The organism is Polynucleobacter sp. MWH-UH35A, from assembly GCF_018687075.1.
Classification (GTDB): domain Bacteria; phylum Pseudomonadota; class Gammaproteobacteria; order Burkholderiales; family Burkholderiaceae; genus Polynucleobacter.
In genome coordinates this window covers 230,332-256,924 of record NZ_CP061285.1, presented here as the reverse complement: position 1 = coordinate 256,924, position 26,593 = coordinate 230,332, and the positions used below count along the sequence as shown (strand labels likewise).

Here is a 26,593-nt window from a genome sequence, read left to right as displayed (position 1 = left end):
TCTCTAAGCCCCATGCAAAAAATTGTCCTTTTCAGAATTAGCAGCAGAGGCTACCCTAAGGTGAAGGTCGATGGCGTCAATAAATATGACTCCCTAAAAAATCTAGCCACAATCTTTAAAGACTGGAAATTTATTTGCGTAGCCGATAATTGTGATGAGGCGCTAATTGAGCACATCAAATTCAATTACCATTTTGATCAACTAATAGAGACAAACCTGGGTAATCCTGGATCATTTTGGAGGCTTTACGAGATTGCGCTTGGGATCGCAAAAGATGATGACATTTTTTACTTTATTGAAGATGACTATCTTCACCTCCCAGAGGCGCCAAGCGCCCTTGAAGAGGGTTTACATTATTTTGACTATGTTACCCTCTATGACCATCCTGATAAATACAAGCTCCACGATGGTCCAATCAATCCCTACGCTAAACGCAATCGGCATTCAGAATCTACCGAGGTAGTTGCAGGACCAACTCAATGGTGGCGCACCTCAAACTCTACTACCATGACCTTTGCGGTGACCGGAAAAACGCTCAAAGCAGATGCTGACATTTGGTCAATTACCAAAACAGCTAAGAAAGACTTTGATTTTGATAACTTCTGCGTCATCACCAAGCAACCCATGATGGCCAAATCAAGATACATCAAGCAAATCCCACGCAGACTTAAGTTTTGGTCCAAGCCCAAGCGCTATCTAGGCATCAGCATCCCTGGTTTGGCGCTTCACTTAGAGCAAGCCTATTTGAAAAAAAACGATGAAATTCGCTTCTCGTTACCGCCACAGACATACCCAAGCAAATCTAAATAGCATTTTCCAAACAATGAAACCTAAGCTACTTGACGTATTTTTGTTCTATAACGAGCTCGACCTTTTAAAAGCTCGTCTTGAATACTTGGGGCCTATAGTTGATCATTTTATAATCTCAGAAGCGAATGTGGACTTCTCTGGGAGCTCAAAAGAGTTTTTATTAAGCCAGGAGTTAGTGAATGCACTGCCCTTTGCCCACAAAATTATTTACCACCGGGAAATCTTTAACCTAAACTCAATTCCATGGTTATTTAACAAACTAAAATATCGTAATCGCATCACTCGCTATCTTTGGAAGATTCAGGACGCCCAGAGAAACTCAACCTTAAAACCTTTAAAACCATTTAGCCCACAAGACATAGTTATCTTTAGCGATTTAGATGAATTCCCTAGTGAGTCGGCCATTCAAGAGGGCATTCGAGCATTGCAATCTGGTAAACCTGGCGGGCAGAAACCTCATGCGTACAGCCTTGATCAAACCTTCTATTACTACAACCTCAATAATGCAGCACCTTATGACAAATTCTATGGTTCGGTAATGACAACGCTTGGCACATTCAGGAAGCATCTTCCGCATCGCTTTAGAAGTGGCAAAAATGATTTTGAACATATAGCAAGTGGTGGTTGGCACTTTTCCTACTTCATGGATGAAGAAAAAATTCTAAACAAGATCTACGCAATTAGTGATGTAGAAAATCTCAGTGCTTATAAAAATATCACCATGGAAGAAATACAGCAAAAAATATTATCTGGATCGGATCTCTATGATCGTGGTACAAAGCTTAATAAGACAGAGTACAAAAAAATTCCCAATAGAGTGATCGGGGTTATTCAAAAATACCTACCAAACTGCGCAAGAATTATCTAAGCTAATTCTTTAGCATTCCTGTCGGCAAAGATTACTACTGTTGAGCCCACAGTAAGGAAGAAAATAGTTGCCTCAAAGTATTGCTTCCATGTAATCTCGGCAATAAGACCAAAAGGAAGAAAAGCTAGAAAAACAACCGCCCATGGTAGTACAAGTAAAGTTTTATCTTTAATGCCAAAGTAAATAATCGATAGCATCGAAGAAAAAACCAACAATAACCCAGGAATTCCAAACGCCAATCCAAAATCAATCCAACCACTATGCACTTGACCTTCATGCTCATGAGGTACTTTTGCATGTATCTGTAAACCCTCAAAGGAGCGGTTAATTGAGCCATACCCTAGCGGATACTCTTTAATCAACCTCAAACCCACAGCCATATAAGAGAAACGGATATAAGTGTTGATGGCAGCCTCACTACCAGTGCTATTTAAGGGTGTTGGCACCGTTCCTTCGCGCTTCTGCCATTGCTTATTTGTATCAATATCTAAACCCAATGCCGCATCCTGAAAAACGGTATCCCAACCCTTATAAGCAGAAGATTTATGGCCCTTCCAAATCCCAACTGCCAGCGAAACGACAATTACTAAAACAGCTACTGACAATATCTTAGAGCCACCTTTGTGCAATAAAGTATTTATCAAAACCACAATCGCCAATAATGCACACAAACCCAATGCAACCGCTATTCCATTCTTAGTGCTAGATACCAAGGCTGAGACCAAAACCAATGTCAATCCCATTAACCACATCAAAATTTGCACCACATTAGACTTATCCATTTTGCGCATGACTAAATGAATTAAATTTCCAGTTGCAACTCCAGCTGCAACGGCTCCAAAATAGGCTGTTTCAATTTTTGTAAACAAGAAACGAACAAAATCATTCGGCTTAACCCATGCGTGATGCAGGTAAGATGCCCAGCAATAAGATGCAACATTAATTAAGGGGGTAGAAAAAAGGGAAATGTAGAAATAAGCGCGAAGACTAGAGTACCTGACAATTGCAATCCCTAGACCTATAGCAGCAACTGCTCCGAGCAAGGAGCGCATCCAAACCCCTTTAATTTCTGAGAGCTCCAGCGCGGGATTTAAGGAGAAAAAGAAGTAATGAATAAGCACCCAGAGAAATAAGCCAAAAACACAATACAGGGGGATCACCTTAAAGCCCGCAGATCTAAAGTCAGCCCAGTGATATTGAATTAAACCGATTGCTGAGAGAAAACCCACAACTAGAAAAACATGGCGCAAAGCAATGGTATTAGGAACCACCCAAATAAACAGCAAGCCAACAATACTTGCAACAGATGAAATGGCTAGTTGTTTCTCGGTAATTTTCATATTATTTAGCGCTTAGCTGCCAAAATTTCAGCTTTAAAAATCGTTTACGCATTTTCCACTTGAAGCGCACTTTAGCGGCAATTTCCTTCGCTAAACTCACCCTACCCTGCTCTTGCAATGAATAAATTAAATCATAGCCATCAAGGCCATTTAAATAATTATAGGGCAGTATCTTGATAAAGGCCTTTAATTCGAAATCATTGAGAACTCTGCCAAAGTTGAAGAATCCATGAAATCCAAAAGATGGATGCCATGTAGAACGCTCAACAGAAAATTGTTCGGCGACTCCAGTAGGTGCAATCCGAATTCCACACTCCTGCTTTAAGAACTCCTTGTTATCAACGCATATGCAATAGTCTTCAGGGTGTCTTTTCACAAACCCAGGCTTTTTCATGGCATTCAATAGCTTTACTGATCGCAGAGAAAAACCGCCATTGCCAACTGCAGTCTTTGGATGGTGCGGCCAAACAGCCCCAATATAGTCGTAATTTAAGAATTCACTTTCCCATAACTCTGGGTTGGTAATAAAACTATCCCACTGAATCACCAACACATGAGAGCCTTCCACATATTGGTCGAGACCAGTTAACAAAAGCTCAGAATAATCTTTGGTAGTCCTAATTGGAGGCGCTTGAACATACTCAATATCAACCCTATTTGACCTTACCTTTTCCAAATCTGTAATGAGCACTACCTTAGCAAATTGGGTTCCTTTCAAACATTGATCAATCGCCCAATGCGCTAACTCAGGTTCACGCGTCTCGACGCATAACAGAGTGACATTAGATAGATTGAGCATTACCTGTGTGATATTTGAAAGTAGTTAATACTTAATACATGAATCCAAGCAATAATGAAATCTTAAATTGAATCTTTTTCAGGACTCGTTTAACTGATCTCCACGCTCTCGAAAAGATACTCTTATTTGATGGGCCATAATCTCCCCAGCTTTCCCAATTTGATTGGTATACAACCCCCAAATAGTCGTAGGCAAGAAGCTCTTCTTTGTATCCTAGCACTTGATGAGCCCACAACTGATGCTCATAGTGGTAATGCATAAACAATTGTTCGCGTGGATAAATCGGAATTGCCCTAAAGTTAATGAGCGATTCGCCATACCAAGTGAACTCAGATCCACAGAGTAATACCGCATCAAGAAAATTCATATTATTAGGTGTTAGATAATTCTTATCCAAGGACTCCCAAACTTTTCTACACCACAAAAATGGGGCATAACCAAAATCGTAAGTGACGCCCTTGCGACCTAAGGCAGCTTTAATTGGCTCTCGGTCAGCCAAAAAGTGTTGGCGAATCTTCTTCGGGCCAAAGCGCTCCGTAGCCTGAAGAACATCGCGACCCTCATGAATCACGGAGTAAGGGATATCGTCCTTAAAAAGGAAATCGCTTTCATCAAAATCACGGATGAAGATACAGTCTGAATCTAAGACCAGATAATTTTCAGAAATGCCCAATCTCCAGAACTCAGACTTAATCACTTGCTGTCTTAAGCCACCGCGTATCTCATATAGCTGTTGAATATTGAGTTTTGGATTTGCTTTGAAGATATCCATCTCATCAAAAATGATGACTTTATAGCCCTTGAGATGCTCCTGAAATAACTTGACATCATCTGCGGGTACAGAAATATAAAAGGGGATATTGCCTTTGTTGTGCTTTTGGATGCTTTGAGCAAGCTTGACCGTTCTCTTCAAGTCTTTTCGGAAGGTGCAACAATATAGAACGAGATTCAGCATAGTTACCCTAAAAAAATTAAAGGCGGGGTTATTTCACAACACTTAGGATTGTATCTACCGCTTGCTTTACGCCTATGGGTTTTCCAGCTGGAACTGGCAAGCGCTTTTGCTCCCAATCCAACCAAATGCGCTCTAAAGCTAGTTCAATAGCCTCAGAATCATTTTGAGGACTCAGGTATGCAGAGCGTTCCAATAACATCTGATCCAACTGAGGATTGCGATGGGTGATACCCCAAATAGGTCTGCCAGCCCAAAGATACTCATAAAACTTCGAGGGAATGTATTCAGCGCACCATTCGTCATTGCCATGCAAAAGGATCAAAACATCCGCAGATTGCATTTTTTCAACCACGCGCTCACGTCCTGACTTACCAGTGTTGGGATCTTTTTCTAAACGCCCATGGGCTAGCAAAACATCATCAAACGTTAGATGTTTGAGAGCATCGACAGTTAATGAATCTAGCGGTGCTCCATAAGCATTCACCCGAATATGCTTTCTTGCCTGAGGATATTTCTTAAAAAGCGGGACCAGGGCATTTAGTATGGTGGAGAGAGAACGGTCATTTGCTAAAGAACCAAAGTGACACAGATTTAAATACTCGGAATACTGGTGCACTTGCTGGCTACTTGAACCACCTGGAGGTTCGGCACCAGGAAGCACCATAAAACCCTGCGCATTATGTGGGGTATTGAGATTTGGATTCCGTACTTTCGCATAATGTACGGCGCCATCGGTAAACCACCAGGCCAAATCCGCATATTTGCAAATTTGCTTTTCTAAATATTGTCTAAAGCGAGCATCACGATTCTTGGGCTTTGCAAAACCCGGATCATCTGGACTCTGACGTATGACCAAGGGATCATGTATCTCCACTATCCATGGTGTACCCGTTTTTTTCTTGAGCCATAAACCTGCCAAATGGGCAGACCATGCTCCCCCTGTTGAGTAAATAAGATCGATCTTGCCAGAGCGAATTAAACGTAAACCATGAAGGTAGGCAGGAATCGACCAAGACCACTGACTGGAATAACCAAGAACAAACTTTTCTAAGGCAATAAAAGGGGCAAGCAGTAAAGAAACAATACCCGTTGAAACTTTGTAAAAAAGTCCTCTACCATATTGATTAGCGATCCAGTGACGAAAATCAAACCGGAATGCAGCAGGACCCCAAGCCAGAAATTGGCGATGTGGAAAACGTTGATCCTTAATTCCGGTAATAGCGCTAAAGACAATGGGCTCAATACCCGCTTCCAGAAAATAAGGAATCTTGTCAGTAATTGTCTGGCTTGAGGCACGGCCATCCATGTTGAAGCCATGCGACAAAATTAACCAACGTTTTTTGGACTCCATGCTGGTGCGCTTAATTGCCCGCAACAATAGACATGACAGCCATACGGACGGCAATACCGAATGTCACTTGATTGAGGATGACTGACTGAGGTCCATCGGCTACTGCGGAATCAATCTCCACGCCACGGTTCATAGGGCCTGGGTGCATCACAATTGCATCTGACTTCGCCAAGGCCAAACGTGTCGGTGTTAAACCATATTGCTTAAAGAAAGCATCGCCCTCAGGAACCTGGCCAGCCTCCATGCGCTCTTTCTGAATACGCAAGGTCATCACTACATCAACATCTCTGAGGCCTTCTTCCATGCTATGGAAGACTTTTACGCCAAGCATATCTAAATCGCTTGGGAGCAAGCTCTCTGGACCAATAGCACGTATGTCTTCACAACCTAGAGTTGTCAGTGCATGAATATTAGACTTCGCTACACGACTATGTACAATGTCGCCCACAATCGCCACTTTTAAGCCTTTGAAGTCTTGTTTAAAGTGCCGCATGGTGTACATATCCAGCAAGCCTTGGGTAGGATGTTGATGACTACCATCACCAGCATTCACAACGTGCACATGGGGCGGCACGTGATTAGCAATCTCAATAGGGGCTTTAGAGACGCTATGACGAACCACAAAAATATCTGCCTGCATCGCCACCAAGTTATCAATCGTATCTAGCAAACCCTCTCCCTTTGCGGTGGAGGAAGTAGAGATATCCAAATTAATCACATCTGCAGATAAACGTTTTGCAGCAATCTCAAAAGTTGTTCTGGTACGAGTGGAGTTTTCAAAGAAGAGATTGAAAACACTTTTGCCTCTTAATAGAGGAACCTTTTTAACCTCGCGCGCAGGGTCAGTCACACTCACAAATTGCTGGGCAGTATCCAAAATATGAAGGATTTGCTCCTTTGGCAGACCTTCAAGCGTCAGAAGATGGGTTAATTCTCCAGCGGAATTAAATTGATTGACTGGCTGACTCATTATTCACGCTCCTCTAACTGAAAGCTGAACTTGCCAGCGGTGTCTTTCTCTAAAACCAGAATCTGATTCTCCGGAACCTCTACCTGCTCACCAACAAAGTTGGCAGCAACTGGTAGTTCACGATTTCCGCGATCCGCTAATACCATTAATTCCACTTGGGCAGGCCGGCCAAAATCAAATAACTCATTTAAAGCTGCGCGAACAGTTCTACCGGTTAACAAAACATCGTCGATCAAAATTACATTAGCGCCATTTACATCAAACGGCAAATGCGTAGTCATCGTGCTAGCGGTGCGCAAAGCTGTCATCCCCTTCTCCGCATAATCATCCCGATGAAAGGCCACATTAATCACACCAAAATGAGGAAGCCCCAAATCGTAGGCCAAACGCTCAGCAATCCAAGCGCCTCCCATGGCTAAACCTGCAAGCTCAAAAGCACCCTCTTGCTTTCTCTTGCGCAGATTGTCTAGTAATTTTCCGTATAACTGTTCAGCGTTCATTCTTAAGTCCGGTGCTTTTATCAATCTATTTAGTATCTATATTTAATTTAAAGATTTCGCGCTTTGCTCTGCAAAATACTGCTCTAAGATCAAAACAGCAGAATGGGCATCTAGATTGTCGTACATCTCTGGATCCCCCTCTAAAACAGCTGAGGTATAGCGTTCATCGACCCAAACAACTGGTAAATGAAAGCGTCCGTGTAGCTGATTGCCAAAGCGGGTTGCTCTCAATGTCATCTCATGCGGCGTGCCATCTGGGTGGGTTGGCTTCCCAACTACCAATTGGTCTGGCTGCCACTCCTTTAATAGAGATTCAATCTCCTGAAAAAGAGCGTCGCTACTTGAGGCAGATATCGTCTTTAGTGCTTGTCCCGATTTGGATAAGGAGTTTCCAACTGCCACACCCACTCTGCGAGTTCCATAGTCAAAAGATAGTATGGTCAATGCCTCAGGCATGCCCAGCCTCACCCGATAGACGGGATAAATCAAATCCTAAATGGCTCACCGCCTTCTCATAACGCTGGCTCGATGGTGTATTAAAGATGATCTCAATCATTTGCTCGCGAGCTAGCGGTACATTCATCCAACCATTCAGAGTAATTTCTTCCTCAAGCTGACCAGCACCCCAACCGGCATAACCTAAGGTCATCAAAAAATGTTGTGGTCCTTTACCCACTGCAACGGCCTCAAGAACATCCTTTGAGGTGGTCATTGTGAGACCGCCTGGTATTACGAGAGATGAACTATAAGGACTCAGCGAATCAGACTCATGCAATACAAAGCCACGTTCAATTTGGACGGGGCCACCAAAATATACTGGTTGCTTTAATAAAGGAGCAATCTCTAATTTCAATTCAATCTTGTCAAATAGCGTTTCTAAATCGACCTCAGTAGGTCGATTAATGACCAAGCCCATGGCGCCTCTCTCAGTATGCTCAAAGAGGTAAATTACGGAACCAGCAAAGTTTGGATCTACCATGCCCGGCATGGCAATCAAGAACTGATTGGCAAGGTGGTCTGCGGAGAGGGAAATGGATGACTCTGATACAGAAGCTGGTTCTGAAGCAGGGGGTGCTTTTTTAGCAGAAGTCATGGGTCCTATTTTACAGAATATCTAGATTTTTCCGGTAATCCAATAGGCAAAAAGGCCGACTATTTCATGAACTAGGATGTTCCAATTGTGAGCCCCATTGGTTAGGTCAAAAGAAGTCCATTGCAAGCGATGGGCCGTTTGGTAATCCACTGGCACGGGAATAACTTTGATTCCCTGTTTTTGAAAAACCTTCTCTGAACGAAGCATATGACTCGCTGAGGTAATCAAGAGCCATGGCTTTAATTGCCCAGCATCTGTTTTTAAACCAAACTCCTCAATCATCGGCTTCATATAAAGCACATTCTCATAAGTATTTCGAGACTGGTTTTCGTAATGAGCGTTCTGCTCACTTAAGCCCTGCTCTTGAATCAACCGCTTAAATGCATCTGCCTCCGAAACCCCTTTTGGCGTAATGCGACCTGAATAACCGCTAAATATAAACGGCACATTGGGGTTCTTGCGTATTAACTCAAAAGCTTTAGTCACCCTCTCAGCAGAGGAATAGATTGAAATCTCCCCTCGATCAACAGCAATCTCTCCGCCTTCAATTGCACCGCCCAAAATAATGATGCCACCAAGGTCACTGGTTTCCAATTTTGAAATTTCAATTTTGGGCACTACCTCTTCAAGCGCCCTCAGAAATACTTCTGATGTGGGTAACCAGCCCACCAGCACAAGATCAATTAATGCCAATACTAATAATCGCTTACAAATATGAGGCTTTCGCAGCGACAAAAACATCAAAGCCAATAGAACAAAGACTAGTACCCAATTGAGCGGTTCAATTAAAAATTGCACTACTTTTGAAACAATAAAAAAGATCGTATCCATATTGTTTGTGATCTTAACCCGACAGCCCAGCCTAAGCGCCTGCATTGAAGCCAAATAAGCCCTAATATAGGGGCTATGCAAAAAGCTCTCGTTTGGCTCCGCCGTGATCTACGTCTTTATGACAATGCCGCCCTTCACCACGCCCTCAAGGACAGTGAGAAGGTTTGGCTCGCCTTCATCTTTGATACCGATATTCTCAAACCCCTACTCAAAGGCGAATTAGATCCCAAAGGCCTGAAGCACGACCGCCGTGTGGATTTCATATGGCAAGGGTTAAAGCAAATTGATGATGAATTACGCACCCAAGGTGGTGGACTCATTGTTCGCTTTGGCAAGCCAACTGAGTGCATTCCTGAAATTGCCAAAGAACTTGGTGTTGACACTGTATTTGCAAATCACGACTACGAGCCTTCGGCTATCGAACGTGATGAGACGGTTCAATCTAAATTAGGAAAGCATGACATTGGGTTTGAGACTTTTAAAGATCAAGTGATCTTTGAGAAGAAAGAAATTCTCACTAACTCCAATACCGTTTTCTCGATCTTTACACCTTATAAAAATAATTGGCTGAAGACCCTTCAAGAAAAAGATCTGGCTGCTTATGAGTGCAATCCAAAGCCAGGTCAACTGGCAGCGATTCCTAAAAAATTAGAGCAGCCCTTCCCCTCACTTGAGTCTATGGGATTTTGTGCCACTGGCATTGAAAGCTATCTACCGCCGGGCTCAGAGGGTGGGCAGGTCTTCTTAGAAGACTTTTTATCTCGCATAGACCAATATCAGGTGGGCAGGGATTTCCCGGCAATCAAAGGCGTCAGCTACCTATCCACTCATTTGCGCTTTGGCATGCTCTCGATTAGAGGTTTAGTGCGTGAAGCGCATCGACGTATGCTGGCAGGAAGTATGGGCGCAACCATTTGGTTAAGTGAATTAATTTGGCGTGATTTCTATTTCATGATTCTTGCCAATCACCCTCGCCTTGCATCGGGCGCATCTTTTAAGCCAGATTACGACAACATCACCTGGGAATCTGGAGCTAAAGCAAAAAAATTATTTACTGCTTGGTGCGAAGGCAAGACAGGCTATCCATTAGTGGACGCTGCCATGCATCAACTCAACCAGAGCGGTTATATGCATAACCGCCTGCGTATGGTAGTAGCCAGCTTTCTAACAAAAGACCTAGGGATTGATTGGCGTTGGGGCGAAGCCTATTTTGCTGAACATCTTAATGACTTTGAACTTTCCTCAAACAATGGCGGCTGGCAGTGGGCCTCCTCATCCGGATGTGATGCACAACCTTATTTCCGAATCTTTAACCCCATTACTCAATCCGAGAAGTTTGACCCCGAAGGCAAGTTCATCAAGCGCTACCTGCCCCAACTGGAAAAGCTCTCCAAGAAATCAATCCATGCCCCATGGCAAGTTGGTCATATTGAATTAGAGGCTGCCGGGATAGTGATCGGGCGAGACTACCCGTTACCAGTCGTCGATCATGATGAGGCCCGAAAAAATACCTTAGTACGCTACAGCGTAGTCAAAAAGGTGGCTTAATCTTTTTACTCAATCGCGCTAAATCGGGACCATTTCACCATTCGGATTTAAGATAGGGTATGAGCAAGATCTATGCCGTAGGTGATGTCCAAGGCTGCGCACCTTCATTAAAAGCCTTGGTCAAAAAACTCCCAACTAAATCAAAGATGATTTTTTTGGGAGACTTGGTTAATCGCGGACCAGACTCTCTGGGTGCATTGCGCCAACTCAAGTCTTTGCAGGAATCGGGTCGTGCCGAATGCATTCTGGGAAACCATGATCTTCACCTTTTAGCAATTGATGCTGGATTTCGCAGCCCTAAAAGCTTGGATACGATTCAACCCATCTTGTCAGCACCTGATAGAAAAGAACTGATTCATTGGGTTCGCAATCGACCCATGGCGCTGAGCAATGGAAATGTTCTCACTGTGCACGCAGGCGTACTTCCCCAGTGGGACTTGCAGCAAACGATTGAATGCGCACAGGAAGTAGAAAAAACACTGCGCAGCAAGTCTTACAAAGACTTTTTAGCCAATATGTATGGCAATACCCCGAATAAATGGAGCAAGTCCCTGAAGGGTTATGAGCGTCTTCGTGTCATCACTAACGCACTTACGAGAATGCGTTTTTGCACACCAAGTGGTCAAATGGAATTTGAGAGCAAGGAAGGCTTAGAACAAGGTCCTAAGGGCTACATTCCCTGGTTCATGGTTCCCAACAGAAAAACTCAGGACGTCCTGACTTATTTTGGTCACTGGTCCACCTTAGGCTTGTTGCGCCAACATAATGTGGTTGGTCTAGACACCGGCTGCGTATGGGGTGGAAAACTGACAGCCCTTGAAATCTCAAATTCGAATAAAGACCATAAAAAATTAGAGGTAATTCAGGTGAGTGGGTATGACCACCCACTACGCATGTAATCTCTTTATCTAGACTAGAACTGTATTCTTAAAATCTACAGTTTTTTGAATGCACTCTCAGCGGCAGCAATGATGGTGTCGACAACTGCATTGTCATGCGCAATCGATGTAAAGCCAGCTTCGTATGCTGAAGGAGCTAAATAAACACCTTCATCCAACATTAGGTGAAAGAACTTCTTAAATGCCTCGATATTGGTTTTAGTCACTGCATCATATGAAGTTGGAACTTGATCAGCGAAGTAAAAACCGAACATACCACCTACGCTATCAACCGCAAAAGGAGCATTCGCAGTATCTGCCGCTTGCTTTAACCCAGCCATCAATTTTTCGGTCTGACCGGTTAAGCATTCGTAAAAACCTTCTCTGGAAATAATCTCCAAAGTCTTTAATCCAGCAGCAACCGCAACAGGATTGCCAGATAAAGTCCCCGCTTGATAAACATTGCCGAGAGGGGCAAGCTTAGACATGATTTCCTTCTTGCCACCAAAGGCTGCCATTGGCATGCCACCGCCCATAACCTTACCCAAGCAGGTGAGATCAGGCGTAATGCCTTGCAGAGATTGAGCGCCACCTAGAGCCACTCTAAAACCAGTCATCACTTCGTCATAGATCAATACAGCACCATGCTTACTAGTAAGGTTGCGAATAACGGATAAGAATTCTTTTGAAGGCTGAATGAGGTTCATATTGCCGGCAATTGGCTCCAGAATTACTGCAGCAATCTGGTTACCTTGCTTTTTGAATACCTCTTCAATTGCTGCAACGTCGTTATACGGCAGAACCAAGGTGTGTTTAACCAGATCCTGCGGTACGCCACCAGAGGATGGCGCATTCTGCGTAGAATCAGCAAAAGTAAGTAGGCCTGACCCCGCCTTAACCAACAGACTATCAGCATGGCCGTGGTAACAACCTTCAAATTTAATAATCAGATCACGACCAGTGTAGCCACGAGCCAGACGTAAGGCACTCATTGTTGCTTCAGTACCGCTAGAAACCATGCGCACTTGCTCAACGCTTGGCATTAAGGCGCAAATACGTTCGGCTAATTCAATTTCACCTTCAGTGGGTGCGCCATAACTAAAACTCGTCTCTGCAGCCTTCTGAACCGCAGCCACTACCTCGGGGTTGGCGTGCCCCACAATCATCGGGCCCCAAGACATAATTAGATCGATATAACGCTTGTCGTTAGCGTCCCAAAAATAAGGGCCATTGGCTTTAGTAACAAAACGCGGAACTCCGCCTACCTGACGAAAAGCTCGCACCGGAGAGTTAACACCCCCAGGGATCGTCTTTTGTGCACGCTCAAATAAAACTGCGTTTTGATCTACTGTTGCCATCATTGCTTTCGAATTCAATAAATTAAATTGCCATCATTTCAAAATCTTCTTTGCGAGCACCACATTCTGGACAAGTCCAGTTCATGGGAACGTCTTTCCACAGGGTGCCCGGTGCGATACCCTCATCAGGCAAGCCAGCAGCTTCGTCATAAACCCAGCCACAGATCAAACACATATACGTTTTAAATTCCATTACTTTGTTCTCCGAATATTTTTAGCTACTTGCATTTAGCTACATTAAGCTTGCTCTTTTATTTTAAGGTTTTTGACTGCTTTAAGCCGGTCGTTTAGCGTGCATCTCAAATTTGAATAAACGGCATTCAAGAGGACCATTAAACATGGGGGTGCGCTTCGATTCCTTAATGCGCAACTGACCCGGTAGCGCCATATCTGCAGTCAGCACAAAAATATTCCATCCACCAAAATCATCCTTGAGGTGCTGTCCAAATTGGCGTAAAAACTCAACAAACTTAGGGTCTTGCTCTTCCTGGGCCTGCAGCTTTTTCAATGATTCACGACTAGAGCGTTTGGCACATTGACGGCCTGTCTCTAAGTTCAACTCAAAACGATTATTAGGCTCATCATCGTAGTTTTCCTCTTGAGTAGAACTACGATCCTGACCACGCCCACCTTTGATCACTAAGCGCTCGCCATATGGGGGATTTAGCAACATCACGCCTGCGCTTGCATTACCCGGGGGCTTTGCAGCCAAAGCATCGATCTGGCGTGCTACTGGCTGATCAGGCAATTGCGCTCTTTGCCAATTGCATTTAAACATCGATACTAATTTCTCATTAATATCGCCACCCGTAATTTTCAAAGACTCTACATTGGGAAGTTGCTGACGCTTTTCTAACATGAGTGCCAGCGCAGCCTCTTTCAAAACCACCCAACGCTTTTGCTCAGCAGACTCATTAAATGGTTTAAGCCTCTGAAATCCAAAACCATGAGCTGAAGTTACCAAGGGTCGATAGGCCAATCTGCTGGGCTTAGCGTCGTCGTACATCCCCGCCCGAATAGCCCCAGGCGGTATGGCAAGAGCCATTTGAGCAGCCTCAATGAGAAAGGTACCGCTACCACACATCGGATCAAATAAATTTTGACCAGGCTTCCAAGCAGTGAAAGACAAAATACCGGCTGCTAAATTTTCTTTTAGCGGTGCGTCGCCTTTTTCATCACGCCAGCCGCGCTTAAACAACGCTTCACCTGAAGTATCTAAATAAATAGTGACTTGGGTTGCTGTCAAATGAGCCTGTACACGAACATGTGGAAAGGCAGTATCGATACTAGGACGATCGCCCGTCACATTGCGTAAACGATCAACAATGGCGTCTTTAATTTTGAGCGTTGCAAAATTTAGACTCTTCAATGGGGAACGGTGTGCTGTCACATCCACACGCAATGTTTGCTTGCTAGTAAACCATTCTTCCCAAGCTAAGCCACTAGCCAATTTGTACAAATCATCTTCTTGCCTATAGGGTGCTTGTGCCATTTGTAGTAACACCCGACTTGCGATGCGTGAATGCAAATTCAATGCCATAGCAGCGGAAAGCGGTGCGGCAAGACCAACGCCACCCGTAGGACTGGTAGGAGTCGGGTCAATTACCCATGCCCCCAGGGCCTTACATTCTGGGCGCCCCGCAATCTCCGCTAGCTCCTGGGCAAGCGGCACTTCTATACCGCCTGGACAAACAACAAAAAATCTCATGGGGCTAACAGTCTTTAAATGGGGGTATTAAAAAATAAAACGATATTAATAGCTCGGTCTTAAGGCTTAAATAGCACTAAAGCCACAACAATCACCAACAAGATCACCGGCACCTCGTTAAACCAACGAAACCAAACGCCAGATCGCCTGTTCACACCAGTGCGGAATTTCTTGAGCAGGCTTAAGCAAGCGTGGTGATAACCGATCACCAGGATCACAAAGAATAATTTGGCATGCATCCAAACATCACCTGCACCAATACCAAAATAAAACCAAAGCGTTAAGCCCAGCAACACCGCAGGCACAGCCAGAATAGTCATAAATCTAAACAGACGATCGGCCATACCCAATAAGCGAGCATAAGCTTCAGTGTTTTTTTCTTCAGCCAAGTTGACAAAAATTCTGGGCAAATAAAACAAACCCGCAAACCATGAGGTAATAAATACGATGTGAAAGGTTTTTACCCAAAGGTAGGCATTACTCATAGATTTTATTTAGTGTGCTCTATAGATTGTTAATTAAGTCCGAATCTCGCCATGGCCCATCACCACATACTTCAATGAGGTCAAACCATCTAGCCCAACAGGGCCACGGGCATGTAGCTTGTCATTTGAAATGCCGATTTCAGCACCAAGACCATATTCAAAGCCATCCGCAAAGCGAGTGCTGGCATTGACCATCACACTAGCGCTATCGACTTCACGCAAGAATCGGTCAGCCTGCGCCTTGTTATTGGTAATAATGGCATCAGTATGTTTGCTGCCATATTTCTCAATATGATTCATGGCCTCATCCATATTCGCCACAGTCTTAATGGACAAAATGGGAGCCAAGTACTCTGTCTGCCAATCTTCTTCTATAGCATCGACTAAATTCTGAAACCCATTGGCCTCGAGGGTTTTACGAGTCAAACCATCCACACGCAATTCAACACCTTTGTCTTGATAAATCTTACAGAGGGTTGGCAATACCTGATTTGCAATCTCTTGATTAACTAGCAAAGTCTCCATTGCATTGCAAGGTGCATAGCGCTGGGTCTTGGCGTTGTCGCACACTTTAACGGCCATTGCCACATCCGCATCCGCGTCAATATAAGTGTGGCAGATACCATCCAAGTGCTTAATCATGGGTACGCGTGCTTCAGCCATTAAGCGCGCAATGAGACTCTTACCGCCGCGTGGCACGATCACATCAATATATTGCGTCATCGTAATCATCTCACCAACAGCGCTGCGATCGGTAGTGGTCACCACTTGCACGGCATCTTTTGGCAGGCCTGCGGCGGCCAAACCATCTTGAATAATCTGTGCCAACAAAGTATTGGAATCAATCGCTTCCGAGCCGCCACGCAAAATTACCGCATTACCGGACTTGAGGCACAAGGCAGCAGCATCAATCGTGACGTTAGGACGTGATTCATAAATGATGCCAATAACTCCCAGCGGAACACGCATCTGTCCCAGCTCGATTCCAGAGGCTTGCTTTTGCAAAGCTGATATTTTTCCAATTGGATCTTCTAGCGAAACAATTTGCTCCAACCCCAGAGCCATAGTTTCTATTGTTTTTGGTGTCATGGTTAGGCGATCAACAAAAGCTGCATCTTGGCCATTCGCCTTGGCGCGCTCCACGTCCACTTGATTTACCCTCTGAATCTCATCTGTTTTTTGGCGAACCACTTTAGCAATGTGCAGTAAAGCCTGATTCTTTTGCTCACTCGATGCACGCGCCATAGCCCGCGATGCAGTGCGTGCACGCATCCCAATATCTTGCATCATTTCTTTAATGACTGAACTCATTTCTATTCTCTGCTTGCTCTCTTGTTACTCTTTAATTCACTTTTATACAGTTACTGCATTTGCTTTATTTACTCATTAGCGCAATAAATTGCCAACCAAGCGCAGACCATCCCAAGGATCCGCAGGCAACTCTGCCGCATGCAATCCCTTTACTTGACGATCCAGGCCTGCAGCAACCTGCATTGCCCTGCGCAGCTTAAGGGGCTGAACCCTTCTCAATGCTGCCGGATACAAACGCTCTTTATTTCCCCAAATTCGATTAGCACGCATCAGGTTTTGCACTGATTCACCGGCATCGCTAGCCGCTTTTAATTTAGATAGTATCCGAAGCTCTTCGGTTACGCTCCACAGAATCAACACCAATGGCTCACCCTCACCTTTGAGGCCATCTAACATGCGATTTAGTCGCGCTAGGTCTCCAGCAAGCATAGCCTCAGTCAACTCAAAAACGTTATAACGCGCCACCTTCAGAATAGATGAGCGAATTTGCTCTTCGCTTAACTTTCCGGTTGGATAAAGCAAGCCCAACTTCAAAATTTCTTGATGGGCAGCAATCAAATTTCCCTCAACTTGATCTGCAATAAATTCGAGTGCGCGCTGACCTTCTGGTCCCGCTTCCACTTCTTGATTTTGGCGCTTTAGTCGTCCAGCGATCCACTGCGGCAAGTGACTACGGTCCAAAGAATCAATCTGAATCGCCATGCCAGCGTCATCTAACGCGCTGAACCAGGCAGAAGTCTTGGTTTTTCCATCTAAGCGCGGCAAGACAATACAAACAACAGTGTCTGGACCATCCGATCCAACCGGTTGGGAAGCAATTTGAGCAGCGAATTGCTTTAAAGCATCCGCCCCATCACGACCTGGCTTACCCGTCGGGATGCGCAACTCTACCCAACGTTTATCACCAAACAATGACATGGTCTGACCCGCATTTAATAAAGCACTCCAGTCAAATCCACGCTCTTGCAATAAGACTTCGCGTTCAGTGAAGTTTTGTTTCTTGACGGCGGCTCGCAATTGATCCATAGCCTCCATCATCAACAAGGGTTCATCACCACTAAAGATATAGAGTGGCAACATTGCACCACCAGAATTCAACGACTTCAGGTGCACTTGCAAGGCATCCACTTTAACCATGCCTTGTCTGCCTCTAGAATGCTCTAGCTTGCGGCGCTCTTGCAGCAGCTGCAACGCGACGTAAGATCTGAATGGCCAAATCTTTACGCATCAATGTTAAGAACTGCTGAATTTGAGCATCAGTCGCCAAAACAGTGGACACACTAAAGTCCATATCGCGAGTCATATAGATTTCAGCTTCAGGCACTACATCAGCCCCCGCTAAATCGTAAGCCCTAAAGCCGACACGAATATTCAGACGGTAAGCTGATACCTGACCATTTGAGTTGTAAGCCAAAATCTCGCGACCATTGATGTCGTTGGTAATATCCAAGATGAGATCCGCATCCTTGGGGTTGATAGCCACCTTTGCATCAGTCCCCGTCAAAATGGCGGTTTGTAAATCCGCCCTTAATGGTGGCGATGGATTACCGGTAATCGCAATAACTTTAAATGGCAAATCCACCATGCCGCGCAAGCGATAACCACATGCGATCAGCCCCATGACTGGAGCTGTAGCAATGAAGCCTAGCATTGCACGACGAAGGGAATTTACGCTCATGATTCTTTTCTATTTAAGCAACAATATTGACCAAACGTCCAGGCACCACAATCACCTTTTTCGGCGCGCCACCATTTAATGCCTTTTGTGCAGGCTCACTTTGTAAGGCCAAAGCTTCAACCTGTTCTTTACTGGCATCAGCGGGCACCTTGATATCACCGCGCAACTTACCGTTAATCTGCAGCATCAACGTTAGTTCTGTTTGCACTAAAGCCGCTTCATCTACAGAGGGCCATGGAGCATCCAATAGCGGTCCAAACGATTTGGTGTAAGCAAGGTCTTTCCACAGCACATGGGTCATATGTGGAACGACTGGGTACAACACACGCAACAAAATACTTAAGCATTCACGCAATACAGGTGCACTAATCGCTGCATTCTGTTTCAGCTTGATTGGCTCTAGTGTATTGAGCATCTTCATTGCCGCAGAGACAACTGTGTTGTACTGACGACGTTGATAGTCAAAATTAGCTTGCTTCAAAATCGTATGAACTTCACGGCGCAATTCTTTTTCAGCATCACTCAAATTACTAGGCAAGCTATCGGATGCATCACGCAAGACACTCGCTTGACTGCTGGAATACATCCACACCCGACGTAAGAAACGAGAAGCGCCATCCACGCCAGCACCAGACCACTCGAGCTGCTGTTCAGGAGGTGCGGCAAACATCACAAACAAACGCGCAGTATCTGCACCGTATTGATCGATCAAAGCCTGTGGATCAACACCATTGCTCTTGCTCTTGGACATTTTCTCAACACCGCCGACTACAACCGGGGTATTGGAAGTGTCGCCAATTAACTTAGCACCCTTTGGTCGACCTTTTTCATCAAGATCTAGCTCCACATCCAAAGGATTTAGCCAAGTCTTTTTGCCGGAGGCATCTTCAGAGTAATAAGTCTCGTTGAGAACCATGCCTTGGGTTAGCAAATTCTGGAATGGCTCATCAAAAGTAATGAGATTGAGATCACGCATGACCTTGGTCCAGAAACGTGCATAGAGTAAATGCAAAATCGCATGCTCAATACCGCCAATGTATTGATCCATTGGCATCCAATATTCATTACGCTCATCCACCATGGTCTTCGCATTCGGACCGGTATAGCGCATGAAATACCAAGAGGAATCCACAAAGGTATCCATGGTGTCAGTTTCACGACGTGCAGGCTTGCCGCACTTTGGACACTTCACATTTAAAAAGTCAGCACGTTTATTGAGCGGATTACCGCTGCCATCGGGCACGCAATCTTCCGGCAACACGACTGGTAGATCCGCCTCAGGAACAGGGACAGCGCCACAGCCCGGATGATTCTCATCGCCACAATGAATAATTGGAATTGGCGTACCCCAATAGCGTTGACGAGAAATACCCCAATCGCGCAAGCGATAGGTGGTCTTGATCTCACCAATACCGAGCTTTTCTAATTCTTTTGCAACCGCACTCACAGCCTCATCGTGTGACAAGCCGTCAAACTGAGCACTGTTAAAACAAACCACATCGTCTTTTTGGGCATACCAATCCTCCCAGCGAGTGGTATTAAACATGGGCGACTCACTTTTCAGTGCAATCACTTGTTTGATCGGTAAGTCATACTTGAGCGCAAAAGCAAAATCGCGCTCATCGTGCGCTGGAACACCCATGACTGCGCCATCGCCATAAGACATTAATACGTAATTACCAACCCAAACAGGTACAGGTTCATGCGTCAAGGGATGTGTCACATACAAACCTGTAAACATACCTTCTTTTTCTTGGGTGGCTAAGTCTGCTTCAATCACGCTACCCGTTTTGCATTTCTCAATAAATGCAGCGAGCTCTGGATTGTTGGCTGCCGCTTTTGCCGCCAACGGATGCTCTGCCGCTACCGCACAGAATGTGACGCCCATGATGGTGTCCGCACGAGTAGTAAAGACGTAGAGCAAGCCATCCTGAATGAAGTTGCCATGATCGTCTGCAATCTCATGCTTAAAAGCAAAACGCACACCGCGACTTTTACCAATCCAGTTTTGCTGCATGGTCTTAACGCGTTCAGGCCAACCCAAACCATCTAAACCGGAGAGCAATTGCTCTGCATAAGCAGTAATGTTGAAGTAGTAACCAGGAATTTCACGCTTTTCAACTAATGCTCCAGAGCGCCAACCACGACCATCGATTACTTGCTCATTCGCCAAAACGGTTTGATCGATTGGATCCCAATTGACTACTTGCGTTTTGCGGTAAGCAATACCCTTTTCGAGCATCTTGAGGAAAAGCCACTGGTTCCAACGATAGTACTCAGGACTGCAAGTTGCTACTTCACGCGACCAGTCAATTGCTAAACCCATCGCAGCCATTTGCTTTTTCATATAAGCAATGTTGTCGTAGGTCCATTTTGCTGGTGGCACTTTATTCTGAATCGCCGCATTTTCTGCGGGCATACCAAAGGCATCCCACCCCATTGGCATAAGTACGTTATAGCCCTGCATGCGGAGTTGACGTGCCATCACATCATTGATGGTGTAGTTGCGTACGTGCCCCATATGGAGCTTGCCAGATGGATAAGGCAACATGGAACAGGCGTAGTACTTAGGCTTTTTCTTACCTTGCGCATCCACTGCGCCTTCAGTGACTTGATAGACTTGCGCAGCCTCCCAATCAGCTTGCGCTGCCGCCTCGATACTGCGGTAGTCGTAATCCTTACTCATTCTCAAACAGCTCTTTTCTTCTATTTTTAATTAATTGACGGACCGCTAACTATTTACGTAAGCCAAGAACATCTTGCATATCGAATAAACCATTACTTTGGTTCTGCAAGAAGCGTGCGGCACGCAATGAACCTTGTGCGTAGGACTGACGGCTTGAGGACTTGTGACTGATTTCAATACGCTCACCATCGCCCGCAAACAAGACGGTGTGATCACCCACAATATCGCCACCACGAATCGTGGCAAAACCGATTGAACCTTCTTTACGTTCACCAGTATGGCCTTCACGTGCGTACACAGCAACGTCATCGAGCTTTTCACCCAAGACATCGGCAATCACTTCACCCATCTTGAGCGCAGTGCCTGAAGGCGCATCGACCTTATGCTTATGGTGCGCTTCAATAATCTCTATGTCGTAACCTTGATTGAGCATCTTGGCCGCGATTTCTAATAGTTTGAAGGTGGCATTTACACCTACACTCATATTCGGCGCAAAGACAATCGCTAACTTTGCAGCAGCTTTTTTTAGACTGGCAATTTGATCGACAGTCAAACCTGTTGTACCAATAATCATTTTGGTACCGGTCTTTTCAGCCACAGCCAAATGTGCCATCGTGCCTTCAGGTCTAGTGAAGTCAATGAGGAACTGGGCATTCGCCAACACTTGCGCCACGTCAGATGAAATCACTACACCCGTTTTTTTACCCAAAAATGCTCCGGCGTCTTCCCCCAATTGTGGGCAAGAGCTGTGTTCAAGTGCTCCAACCAATTGCGCATCTGCTGTATTGAGAACTGCCTCAATCAGCATCTTGCCCATACGACCTGTAGCGCCAGCAATTGCAATCTTCATCATGTATTTCTTCGCTTCTTATTTAAATAGACCAAAACAATTGTCTTGGCATCAGTACAAAAGTGATTTCAATTATTTAGTATCGGTCGCCTTCGGCGCATCATTTAATGCGCCAGGCCCTAGTTGCGGAGACTGTGCATCCGGCTGCTTATTTGAGAAACTAAAAAAGTCCCAAAATGAACTGCTATTAGGAGCCGCTGGCACAGCAGCGCCTGCTGCCAAGTTATCCGTTTTGCTTGGCACCAACAGTTCTGGTTGCTGCAATGGCGCTGTCACTGGTGGTTTATTGGATCCAGTAATCACATCCCAGAAGGAGCGCTTTGTCTTGGCGTAATTGTCAATTTCAGCAACCATCTCCACTTCCGTTGGCAATGCATCGCCTTCAAACTTCACTACTTTGTCGCCATCAAAATAAATGGTGACGTGACGTTCTTTGCTTATAGGCTGACCAGCACGTTTAAATTCGAAAATATAGTCCCAACGATTCGCATGAAAGTAGCTAGCCAATAATGGTGTACCCATAATTTGACGCACTTGCTCACGCGTCATACCAAGTTGCAATTTTGAATATTGCTCACTAGAAATAAAGTTGCCTTGAACAACATCGGGAACGTAGGGCCTAAAAATCTTATTCATCCAAGCGCGTTGCGTTTCATCAACCGCAGAAGTACACCCACCCACCCCTAGCAATCCCAAGAGCGCGAAAGAGACAATTCCCAGCCGAATAGGGGAATTGGCACCCTTCAAAACCGGGTTCAAAAAGCGAGTAAAAAGTTCAAGGCAATTTTGCATGGCTGGCCGTATCATTAAGACATTGATTTTAGCTCCCAATGCCATAAATATGACCCAAATCCCTACCCCTGAAGATTTACGCGACATCGGCCTAAAGGCAACTGGTCCGCGGATGAAAATTCTGGATTTTTTCCATCAAAACGGCGGCACTCACTTTAGCGCTGAAGATGTTTTTATGGCTCTAGCCAAAGATGACAAAGAGATCGGTCTTGCTACGGTTTATCGGGTTCTCACTCAGTTTGAGCGGGCCGGACTACTCCTTCGTAGTCATTTCGAATCCAGCAAGGGCGACAGTAGGGCCATCTACGAGCTAAACGAGGGGCAGCACCATGACCATCTGGTCTGTATTGACTGTGGCCATGTGGAGGAGTTTGTAGATGAAGCCATTGAAAAAAGGCAGCGTGATATTGCTAAAAATCTTGGGTTTAAGCTCCAAGAACATGCTTTAGCGCTGTATGGCCACTGCCAGAAGAAAAATTGCAGAAATAAGCAAAAATAAGAGAAATAACGATTTTTAGAGACAAATAGCTACTTTTAAGCGCTTTAAATACAAAAAGACCTCACTTGGAGGTCTTTTTGTATTCCCAACAAATTCAATCTAAGATTGATTTATCGATTTAACTGACTTTTAACAGCTTTTAGCAACAGTTAACGAAACTTAATTACTTTACTGCCATTAATGCTTCTGCAGCATTGAGCATTTGGACTGAATAACCCCACTCGTTGTCATACCAAGCCAATACTTTTACCAACTTACCGTCTGCAGATACACGAGTTTGAGAGGCATCGTAAATACTTGGGCGTGGATCATGGTTAAAGTCGATTGAGACCAATGGCAGGGTGTTAAATCCTAAAATCCCTTTAAGCTCACCCTCGCTGGCAGTCTTCAAGATTGCGTTCACTTCATCCACGCTTGTGGCACGGCTTGCAGCAAAAGTCAGATCCACAACTGAAACGTTGATCACTGGCACGCGCATTGCGAAACCATCAAAGCGGCCTGCCAAAGCTGGCAATACCAAACCAACCGCTTTTGCAGCACCAGTCTTTGTTGGGATCATGCTAGATACCGCAGAACGCGCACGACGCATATCCTTGTGATAAACGTCAGTCAACACTTGATCATTTGTAAATGCATGAATCGTAGTCATCAAGCCTGACTCGATGCCAATCTTTTCTAACAATGGTTTAACTAGTGGAGCCAAACAGTTTGTTGTACAGCTCGCATTCGAAACAACCACATCACTTGGTTTCAATACATTTTGATTAACGCCATACACAATCGTGGCATCAACATCTTTTTCGCCAGGAGCAGAAATCAATACTTTCTTCGCACCCTGTTGAACGTGAATCATCGCTTTTTCTTTGGAAGTGAACTTACCTGTGCACTCTAAAACCAAATCGACACCCAATTCACCCCAAGGAGTTTCTGCAGGATTACGCGTACAGAACATCTTGATGCGATCACCATTAACTACCATGCAATCGCCATCGACTGTAACCTCAGCCGGGAAACGGCCGTGCGCTGAATCGTACTGAGTCAGGTGGGCATTAATCGCAATATCACCCATCGCATTGATTGCAACAATCTTGATATCACGGCGTGGTTTGCCGTTGACTTGATCCTCATATAAAGCACGCAATACCATGCGTCCAATACGTCCATAACCATTGATAGCGACACGAATTGTCATTTATTTCCCCCTTACTAATATTAAATTTTTCGATGTATTTTTCAGTGCAATTTAGTTCGATTCAGTTCGTCTTACTTCTTCGAGATGCATTGCATAACAGTCTTGGCAATTTGATCCACTGTTAAACCAAAATACTCATAGAGCTGCGGCGCAGGCGCTGACTCGCCGAAAGTATCCACGCCATGCACTGCTGCACAACCATACTTCCACCAGAAATCACTTATGCCAGCTTCTACTGCAATCCGCGGAATATTAGCTGGCAATACTTTTGCTTTGTACGCCGCATCTTGTTGATCAAAGACGGTTGTTGAAGGAATCGAAACAACCCGAATACCGATTTTTCCTGCGCTATCTTTTTCTAATTGCTCTGCCGTTTGCAATGCCAAAGCAATTTCAGAGCCGGTAGCAATAATGACTGCATCAATCTTGCCAGACGGATCACGTAATACATAGCCGCCGCGTGCAATCTCTTTAATTTGCGCCGCAGTACGGGATACGAATGGGCAGTTTTGACGACTAAAAATCAAGGCGCTAGGGCCATTTTTTCGCTCAATTGCTGAGCCCCAGGCGACCGCGCTCTCGGTGGTGTCACAAGGACGCCAAACCATGAGGTTTGGAATGAGGCGTAGGCTGGCTACATGCTCTACAGACTGATGGGTTGGGCCATCTTCACCCAAGCCAATGGAGTCGTGGGTAAAGACAAAAATGCTACGTAACTTCATCAGCGCAGCCATACGCAAGGCATTACGGCTGTAATCGGAGAATGTTAAGAACGTACCGCCAAATGGAATGTATCCACCATGCAAGGCAATACCGTTCATGATGGCGCTCATACCAAATTCGCGCACACCATAGTTAATGTGGTTACCCCATTGATCACCACGCACCGCTTTGCATGCAGACCAATTGGTTAAGTTAGATCCAGTTAAGTCAGCAGAGCCGCCCATAAATTCTGGCAAAGCAGGTGCTAAAGCTTCAATCGCATTTTGACTTGCTTTACGAGTGGCGATGGTCTCTGCTTTAGATTGGCAAGTTTTTAAATACGCATTTAAGGTAGATGAAAAATCTTTAGACAAATCACCTGCCATGCGACGTTGCAATTCTGAAGCAAGCTCTGGAAACTTGTTTTTATATTTCTGAAACTCTTTATTCCACTCATGCTCAGCGGCCTGGCCACGCTTCTTAAAATCCCAAGCAGCATAAATATCTTTTGGCACTTCAAACGGCGCATAAGGCCAGTTAAGAGCTACACGTGTAGCGGCAATTTCAGCGGCGCCTAAAGGTGAGCCGTGCACTTTATCGCTACCCGCCATATTGGGTGAACCCTGGCCGATCGCAGTCTTACAGCAAATCAAGGTTGGTTTATCGCTCTTTTTCGCCTTAGCAATCGCAGCAGATACAGCCTCAGCATTGTGCCCATCTACATTACGAATCACATTCCAACCATAGGCTTCAAAACGCTTAGGTGTGTCTTCGTTAAACCAAGAAACGACTTTGCCATCAATCGAGATGCCGTTGTCATCCCATAACGCAATTAACTTATTGAGCTTGAGTGTGCCAGCCAAAGAACATACTTCATGGCTAATGCCTTCCATCAAGCAACCATCACCTAAAAATACATAGGTGTAGTGATCAATGATGTTATGACCGGGACGATTAAATTCTTCTGCTAGTAATTTTTCAGCGAGCGCCATGCCCACTGCATTAGAGATTCCCTGACCTAGCGGGCCAGTAGTTGTTTCAACTCCAGGTGTAATTCCGTACTCAGGATGTCCTGGAGTTTTACTGTGTAATTGGCGGAAATTTTTTAACTCTTCAATCGGCAAGTCGTAACCAGAAAGATGCAAGAGCGAATACAACAACATGGAGCCATGACCATTGGATAAAACAAAACGATCGCGATCAATCCAATGTGGATCTGTTGGGTTATGTTTTAAATGTTCATTCCAGAGGCCGACGGCAATATCTGCCATGCCCATTGGCATACCAGGGTGACCTGAATTTGCCTGCTGTACTGCATCCATGGATAAAGCACGAATGGCATTAGCCATACGAATTTGAAGGTTTGACATCGTAAAAGTGGTCTCGGGA

General features: G+C 44.9%; 26 protein-coding genes. 5 read left to right on the top strand and 21 right to left on the bottom strand.

Going from position 1 to position 26,593, the window contains the following annotated elements:
• The first annotated feature begins 12 nt into the window (after positions 1–12).
• On the top strand, positions 13–810 hold the full coding sequence (locus tag ICV36_RS01365) for a hypothetical protein (RefSeq protein ID WP_215400768.1): 798 nt from the start codon (positions 13–15) through the stop codon (positions 808–810).
• Positions 758–1,678, top strand: a complete 921-nt coding sequence (locus ICV36_RS01360; RefSeq protein WP_215400767.1) for a hypothetical protein — start codon at positions 758–760, stop codon at positions 1,676–1,678. Before ICV36_RS01365 ends, ICV36_RS01360 begins: the two co-directional genes overlap by 53 nt.
• Here ICV36_RS01360 and ICV36_RS01355 read toward each other — a convergent pair.
• The 9 genes from ICV36_RS01355 to ICV36_RS01315 all read right to left on the bottom strand — a co-directional run bounded on the left by ICV36_RS01355 (position 1,675) and on the right by ICV36_RS01315 (position 9,517).
• Positions 1,675–3,018, bottom strand: coding sequence for an O-antigen ligase family protein (locus ICV36_RS01355; protein WP_215400766.1), 1,344 nt, complete (start codon positions 3,016–3,018; stop codon positions 1,675–1,677). The two genes, ICV36_RS01360 and ICV36_RS01355, sit on opposite strands and share 4 nt — an antisense overlap.
• Position 3,019: 1 nt before the next feature.
• The gene (locus ICV36_RS01350; RefSeq protein WP_215400765.1) at positions 3,020–3,817 is read right to left on the bottom strand and encodes a DUF5672 family protein; all 798 of its coding nucleotides are present in this window, start codon (positions 3,815–3,817) and stop codon (positions 3,020–3,022) included.
• Positions 3,818–3,848: 31 nt separating this feature from the next.
• Complete coding sequence (locus tag ICV36_RS01345) at positions 3,849–4,772, bottom strand: DUF6492 family protein (RefSeq protein ID WP_215400764.1); 924 nt, start codon at positions 4,770–4,772, stop codon at positions 3,849–3,851.
• A 28-nt stretch (positions 4,773–4,800) separates the two neighbouring features.
• Positions 4,801–6,123 (bottom strand): glycosyltransferase, encoded by a 1,323-nt coding sequence (locus tag ICV36_RS01340; RefSeq protein WP_215400763.1) that lies wholly within the window; start codon positions 6,121–6,123, stop codon positions 4,801–4,803.
• Positions 6,124–6,133: 10 nt separating this feature from the next.
• Complete coding sequence (locus tag ICV36_RS01335) at positions 6,134–7,093, bottom strand: aspartate carbamoyltransferase catalytic subunit (protein WP_215400762.1); 960 nt, start codon at positions 7,091–7,093, stop codon at positions 6,134–6,136.
• Entirely contained in the window at positions 7,093–7,593 is a 501-nt protein-coding gene (gene pyrR / locus ICV36_RS01330) for a bifunctional pyr operon transcriptional regulator/uracil phosphoribosyltransferase PyrR (RefSeq protein ID WP_215400761.1), read from the bottom strand. Before pyrR ends, ICV36_RS01335 begins: the two co-directional genes overlap by 1 nt.
• Before the next feature lie 42 nt (positions 7,594–7,635).
• Positions 7,636–8,049 carry a Holliday junction resolvase RuvX gene (ruvX, locus tag ICV36_RS01325; protein WP_215400760.1) on the bottom strand — a complete coding sequence of 138 codons (414 nt, stop codon included), beginning with the start codon at positions 8,047–8,049 and terminating at the stop codon, positions 7,636–7,638.
• On the bottom strand, positions 8,042–8,581 hold the full coding sequence (locus ICV36_RS01320) for a YqgE/AlgH family protein (protein ID WP_251375112.1): 540 nt from the start codon (positions 8,579–8,581) through the stop codon (positions 8,042–8,044). Before ICV36_RS01320 ends, ruvX begins: the two co-directional genes overlap by 8 nt.
• 126 nt (positions 8,582–8,707) lie before the next feature.
• On the bottom strand, positions 8,708–9,517 hold the full coding sequence (locus tag ICV36_RS01315) for a YdcF family protein (RefSeq protein WP_215400758.1): 810 nt from the start codon (positions 9,515–9,517) through the stop codon (positions 8,708–8,710).
• A gap of 75 nt (positions 9,518–9,592) precedes the next feature.
• Here ICV36_RS01315 and ICV36_RS01310 point away from each other — a divergent pair, with 75 nt between their 5' ends.
• Positions 9,593–11,065 carry a deoxyribodipyrimidine photo-lyase gene (locus ICV36_RS01310; RefSeq protein ID WP_215400757.1) on the top strand — a complete coding sequence of 491 codons (1,473 nt, stop codon included), beginning with the start codon at positions 9,593–9,595 and terminating at the stop codon, positions 11,063–11,065.
• A gap of 59 nt (positions 11,066–11,124) precedes the next feature.
• A complete protein-coding gene (locus ICV36_RS01305; RefSeq protein WP_215400756.1) occupies positions 11,125–11,964 on the top strand; it encodes a symmetrical bis(5'-nucleosyl)-tetraphosphatase in 840 nt (279 codons plus the stop codon).
• 35 nt (positions 11,965–11,999) lie between these two features.
• On the opposite strand, the gene hemL is transcribed toward ICV36_RS01305, so the two are convergent.
• The 10 genes from hemL to ICV36_RS01255 all read right to left on the bottom strand — a co-directional run bounded on the left by hemL (position 12,000) and on the right by ICV36_RS01255 (position 22,778).
• Complete coding sequence (hemL, locus tag ICV36_RS01300; protein ID WP_215401516.1) at positions 12,000–13,301, bottom strand: glutamate-1-semialdehyde 2,1-aminomutase; 1,302 nt, start codon at positions 13,299–13,301, stop codon at positions 12,000–12,002.
• A 22-nt stretch (positions 13,302–13,323) separates the two neighbouring features.
• Entirely contained in the window at positions 13,324–13,494 is a 171-nt protein-coding gene (locus tag ICV36_RS01295; RefSeq protein ID WP_071464595.1) for a rubredoxin, read from the bottom strand.
• An 81-nt stretch (positions 13,495–13,575) separates the two neighbouring features.
• Entirely contained in the window at positions 13,576–15,009 is a 1,434-nt protein-coding gene (locus ICV36_RS01290; RefSeq protein WP_215400755.1) for a class I SAM-dependent RNA methyltransferase, read from the bottom strand.
• Positions 15,010–15,068: 59 nt separating this feature from the next.
• Entirely contained in the window at positions 15,069–15,494 is a 426-nt protein-coding gene (locus tag ICV36_RS01285) for a CopD family protein (protein WP_215400754.1), read from the bottom strand.
• A gap of 33 nt (positions 15,495–15,527) precedes the next feature.
• Positions 15,528–16,805, bottom strand: a complete 1,278-nt coding sequence (locus tag ICV36_RS01280) for a glutamate-5-semialdehyde dehydrogenase (RefSeq protein ID WP_215400753.1) — start codon at positions 16,803–16,805, stop codon at positions 15,528–15,530.
• A gap of 75 nt (positions 16,806–16,880) precedes the next feature.
• Positions 16,881–17,942: a DNA polymerase III subunit delta gene (gene holA / locus ICV36_RS01275; RefSeq protein ID WP_215400752.1), complete on the bottom strand. Its 1,062-nt coding sequence runs from the start codon at positions 17,940–17,942 to the stop codon at positions 16,881–16,883.
• A gap of 13 nt (positions 17,943–17,955) precedes the next feature.
• Positions 17,956–18,483 (bottom strand): LPS assembly lipoprotein LptE, encoded by a 528-nt coding sequence (gene lptE, locus ICV36_RS01270; protein WP_215400751.1) that lies wholly within the window; start codon positions 18,481–18,483, stop codon positions 17,956–17,958.
• A gap of 13 nt (positions 18,484–18,496) precedes the next feature.
• Entirely contained in the window at positions 18,497–21,169 is a 2,673-nt protein-coding gene (gene leuS, locus ICV36_RS01265; RefSeq protein WP_215400750.1) for a leucine--tRNA ligase, read from the bottom strand.
• Between the two features lie 49 nt (positions 21,170–21,218).
• The gene (dapB, locus tag ICV36_RS01260) at positions 21,219–22,019 is read right to left on the bottom strand and encodes a 4-hydroxy-tetrahydrodipicolinate reductase (protein ID WP_215401515.1); all 801 of its coding nucleotides are present in this window, start codon (positions 22,017–22,019) and stop codon (positions 21,219–21,221) included.
• A gap of 72 nt (positions 22,020–22,091) precedes the next feature.
• Positions 22,092–22,778, bottom strand: a complete 687-nt coding sequence (locus tag ICV36_RS01255) for an outer membrane protein assembly factor BamE (protein ID WP_215400749.1) — start codon at positions 22,776–22,778, stop codon at positions 22,092–22,094.
• Positions 22,779–22,869: 91 nt separating this feature from the next.
• Here ICV36_RS01255 and fur point away from each other — a divergent pair, with 91 nt between their 5' ends.
• Positions 22,870–23,310: a ferric iron uptake transcriptional regulator gene (gene fur / locus ICV36_RS01250; protein WP_215401514.1), complete on the top strand. Its 441-nt coding sequence runs from the start codon at positions 22,870–22,872 to the stop codon at positions 23,308–23,310.
• A 163-nt stretch (positions 23,311–23,473) separates the two neighbouring features.
• Here the strand turns inward: fur and gap are convergent, their stop codons facing one another.
• Positions 23,474–24,502 (bottom strand): type I glyceraldehyde-3-phosphate dehydrogenase, encoded by a 1,029-nt coding sequence (gene gap, locus ICV36_RS01245; RefSeq protein WP_215400748.1) that lies wholly within the window; start codon positions 24,500–24,502, stop codon positions 23,474–23,476.
• Between the two features lie 71 nt (positions 24,503–24,573).
• Positions 24,574–26,574 carry a transketolase gene (gene tkt, locus ICV36_RS01240; protein ID WP_215400747.1) on the bottom strand — a complete coding sequence of 667 codons (2,001 nt, stop codon included), beginning with the start codon at positions 26,572–26,574 and terminating at the stop codon, positions 24,574–24,576.
• Positions 26,575–26,593 lie beyond the last annotated feature (19 nt).

Excerpts from the sequence above, each read along its gene's own strand:
- ICV36_RS01310 (WP_215400757.1), top strand. The coding sequence starts at position 9,593 with ATGCAAAAAGCTCTCGTTTGGCTCCGCCGTGATCTACGTCTTTATGAC.
- ICV36_RS01350 (WP_215400765.1), bottom strand. The coding sequence starts at position 3,817 with ATGCTCAATCTATCTAATGTCACTCTGTTATGCGTCGAGACGCGTGAA.
- ICV36_RS01335 (WP_215400762.1), bottom strand. The coding sequence starts at position 7,093 with ATGAGTCAGCCAGTCAATCAATTTAATTCCGCTGGAGAATTAACCCAT.
- tkt (WP_215400747.1), bottom strand. The coding sequence starts at position 26,574 with ATGTCAAACCTTCAAATTCGTATGGCTAATGCCATTCGTGCTTTATCC.
- ICV36_RS01295 (WP_071464595.1), bottom strand. The coding sequence starts at position 13,494 with ATGGAATTTAAAACGTATATGTGTTTGATCTGTGGCTGGGTTTATGAC.
- ICV36_RS01305 (WP_215400756.1), top strand. The coding sequence starts at position 11,125 with ATGAGCAAGATCTATGCCGTAGGTGATGTCCAAGGCTGCGCACCTTCA.
- holA (WP_215400752.1), bottom strand. The coding sequence starts at position 17,942 with ATGGTTAAAGTGGATGCCTTGCAAGTGCACCTGAAGTCGTTGAATTCT.
- ICV36_RS01315 (WP_215400758.1), bottom strand. The coding sequence starts at position 9,517 with ATGGATACGATCTTTTTTATTGTTTCAAAAGTAGTGCAATTTTTAATT.
- ICV36_RS01290 (WP_215400755.1), bottom strand. The coding sequence starts at position 15,009 with ATGAGATTTTTTGTTGTTTGTCCAGGCGGTATAGAAGTGCCGCTTGCC.
- ICV36_RS01355 (WP_215400766.1), bottom strand. The coding sequence starts at position 3,018 with ATGAAAATTACCGAGAAACAACTAGCCATTTCATCTGTTGCAAGTATT.
- ICV36_RS01365 (WP_215400768.1), top strand. The coding sequence starts at position 13 with ATGCAAAAAATTGTCCTTTTCAGAATTAGCAGCAGAGGCTACCCTAAG.
- ICV36_RS01285 (WP_215400754.1), bottom strand. The coding sequence starts at position 15,494 with ATGAGTAATGCCTACCTTTGGGTAAAAACCTTTCACATCGTATTTATT.
- gap (WP_215400748.1), bottom strand. The coding sequence starts at position 24,502 with ATGACAATTCGTGTCGCTATCAATGGTTATGGACGTATTGGACGCATG.
- ICV36_RS01320 (WP_251375112.1), bottom strand. The coding sequence starts at position 8,581 with ATGCCGGGCATGGTAGATCCAAACTTTGCTGGTTCCGTAATTTACCTC.
- hemL (WP_215401516.1), bottom strand. The coding sequence starts at position 13,301 with ATGGCAACAGTAGATCAAAACGCAGTTTTATTTGAGCGTGCACAAAAG.
- ICV36_RS01345 (WP_215400764.1), bottom strand. The coding sequence starts at position 4,772 with ATGCTGAATCTCGTTCTATATTGTTGCACCTTCCGAAAAGACTTGAAG.
- ICV36_RS01360 (WP_215400767.1), top strand. The coding sequence starts at position 758 with ATGAAATTCGCTTCTCGTTACCGCCACAGACATACCCAAGCAAATCTA.
- dapB (WP_215401515.1), bottom strand. The coding sequence starts at position 22,019 with ATGAAGATTGCAATTGCTGGCGCTACAGGTCGTATGGGCAAGATGCTG.
- ruvX (WP_215400760.1), bottom strand. The coding sequence starts at position 8,049 with ATGCCTGAGGCATTGACCATACTATCTTTTGACTATGGAACTCGCAGA.
- lptE (WP_215400751.1), bottom strand. The coding sequence starts at position 18,483 with ATGAGCGTAAATTCCCTTCGTCGTGCAATGCTAGGCTTCATTGCTACA.
- ICV36_RS01340 (WP_215400763.1), bottom strand. The coding sequence starts at position 6,123 with ATGGAGTCCAAAAAACGTTGGTTAATTTTGTCGCATGGCTTCAACATG.
- ICV36_RS01280 (WP_215400753.1), bottom strand. The coding sequence starts at position 16,805 with ATGAGTTCAGTCATTAAAGAAATGATGCAAGATATTGGGATGCGTGCA.
- leuS (WP_215400750.1), bottom strand. The coding sequence starts at position 21,169 with ATGAGTAAGGATTACGACTACCGCAGTATCGAGGCGGCAGCGCAAGCT.
- pyrR (WP_215400761.1), bottom strand. The coding sequence starts at position 7,593 with ATGAACGCTGAACAGTTATACGGAAAATTACTAGACAATCTGCGCAAG.